Source organism: Streptomyces sp. NRRL WC-3549 (genome assembly GCF_000721935.1).
Lineage (GTDB): Bacteria > Actinomycetota > Actinomycetes > Streptomycetales > Streptomycetaceae > Streptomyces.
Genome location: NZ_KL585423.1, coordinates 39,475 through 41,658, shown reverse-complemented (window position 1 = coordinate 41,658; position 2,184 = coordinate 39,475). Strand labels below are relative to the sequence as shown.

The window sequence follows — 2,184 nt, the reverse complement described above, 5'->3', positions numbered from 1 at the left end:
CGGCCACCGAGAGCAGGGAGTCACCGTTCTCCTCCTGCTCGGGGGCCGGCTCCGGGTCCGGGGCGTCCGGAAGCCGGCGCGGCACGACGTACCCGTTGGTCCACGGGACGGTCTGGCTGGCCACCCGTGCCTGGTTGGCGCTGCCCCGCCGCTGCTGGTAGGAGCCGGAGACGTACGCGGCGCGGAAGCGGGTCAGCGCCTCCACCCCCGACTTCAGGAAGCCGTTGCCGGGCGCCGACGGCAACTGGTAGGCGTCCGGCACGCCGAGGACACCGCGGCTCTCCATGGCGGAGAACGTGCGCAGACCGATCCGGTACGAGAGGTGGCTCTCCAGCTGGTGCATGCGGCCCTCGTCCAGGCGCTGGGAGGCGAGCAGCAGATGGACCCCGAGGGACCGGCCGAGCCGGCCGATCATCACGAACAGCTCCATGAACTCGCGGTGCGCTGCCAGCAGTTCGCTGAACTCGTCGACGACGACGAACAGGCTGGGCAGCGGTTCCAGCGCTGCGCCCGAGGCGCGGGCCTTCTCGTAGTCCAGTGCGGAGGTGTAGTTGCCCGCCGACCGCAACAGCTCCTGTCGCCGCATCAGCTCCCCGTGCAGGGCGTCCTGCATGCGGGAGACGAGCGCGGCCTCACCGGCCAGGTTGGTGATGACGGCGGAGGTGTGCGGGAGTTCGTCCAGCCCCAGGAAGGTGGCCCCGCCCTTGAAGTCCACGAGGACGAAGTTCAGGGTCTCCGAGGAGTTGGTCAGGGCGAGCGAGAGGACGAGGGTGCGCAGCAGCTCGCTCTTGCCGGAACCGGTGGCGCCGATCAGCATGCCGTGCGGCCCGGTGCCGCCCTGGGCGGACTCCTTGATGTCCAGTTCGACCGGCTCGCCGTCCGCGCCGACCGCGATCGGCACCTTCAGCCGGCCGGGCCCGGTGTGCTGCCGCCATGTGTATAAGAGACAGCGCCACAGCGTCTCCGGGTCGTGGCGGTGCAGGTCGGGGATGCCCAGCAGTGTCGTCAGCTCGACGTTCGCGGACAGCGGCTCGGCCGAGTCCGACGCCGTGCCCAGACCCATGCGGTACGGGGCGAGCCGCCGTGCCAGCGTCACGGCGCCCGTCGGGCCGAGGCTGTCGGGGCTGCCGAGGCGGGTGGTCCGCTCCTTGCGCTCGCGGTCGGTGCGCACCAGGCCGAGCTCGTCCTCGCCGACCTCGAAGCGCAGCGTGATCCGGCCGGGCCGCCAGGAGAGCGCGCCGCTCAGGTCCAGTACGACCGTGTATAAGAGACAGGGACGGTACCGCCGTCCACCACGATCACGGTGAACGGCTCCTCGCGCCCGGGTACGGCGTCCGGGTCGAACGCGGGCCGTTCCATGAACTCGGCGCCGAGCAGGTGCTCCAGCTCGCCCAGGGCCGACACGGTCATCCTCGTGGGGCCCGCACCGTCCGTGTCGTGCGGGTGGAGGCTGTGCGGGAGCCACTTCGCCCACTCCCAGTCCGGGCGCCGCTCGTCGGAGACGCACAGGGCGATCCACACGTCGTCCGGCGAGTGGAAGGTGGCCAACTGGGCTATCAGCGCCCGGGTCACGGACCGTATCCGCTCCTCGTCGCCCCGGAACAGCACCCGGGCCCAGGCTCTCAGGTAGATCGCGATGGGCTGGTCGGGCACCGTCGAGTAGGCGCGGATGAAGCTGCGCAGGGCGTGCGCGCTGAGCGGCTCCAGATCCTCGACGGGATTGGTGGAGTTCGGGGTCAGCTTCAGGCTGAGCTTCTGCTCGCCGACCGCCATCCGGACCTCGCCGAAGTCCTCGTCACGCGGGCGGCGTTCCCACAGCCGGGTGGTGCCCGTCATCGACCACAGGGCGGCGGGCTCCGGGTGCCGCCAGGCCAGGGCCAGCTGCTGGTCCACGACGGCACCGCGGACCTTGCGCCGGATCTGGGTGAGGTAGCGCAGGTAGTCCCGGCGCTCACCCTTCAACTTCTGTTTGCGTTCGGACGCCTTGCGCATGAACTGGCCGATGAACATCGCGGCGGCGCCGAGCACCATCAGACCCAGCGCGATGTAGACGAACCCGCCGGTGCCCCGTGTCATACCGGGCCGCATGAACATGAACATCATGGAGACCGACATCAGCGCCATGGGGAGGTACGTCCACACGGCGGAGGTGTCGGGCACCGTCTCGGGGAGCACCGGCGGGTC

1 pseudogene is annotated in these 2,184 nt (G+C 70.7%); it reads right to left on the bottom strand.

The window, feature by feature from the left end:
• Nucleotides 1-2,184 (bottom strand): annotated as a pseudogene (gene eccCa / locus IH13_RS38460) (type VII secretion protein EccCa); the annotation flags it as partial.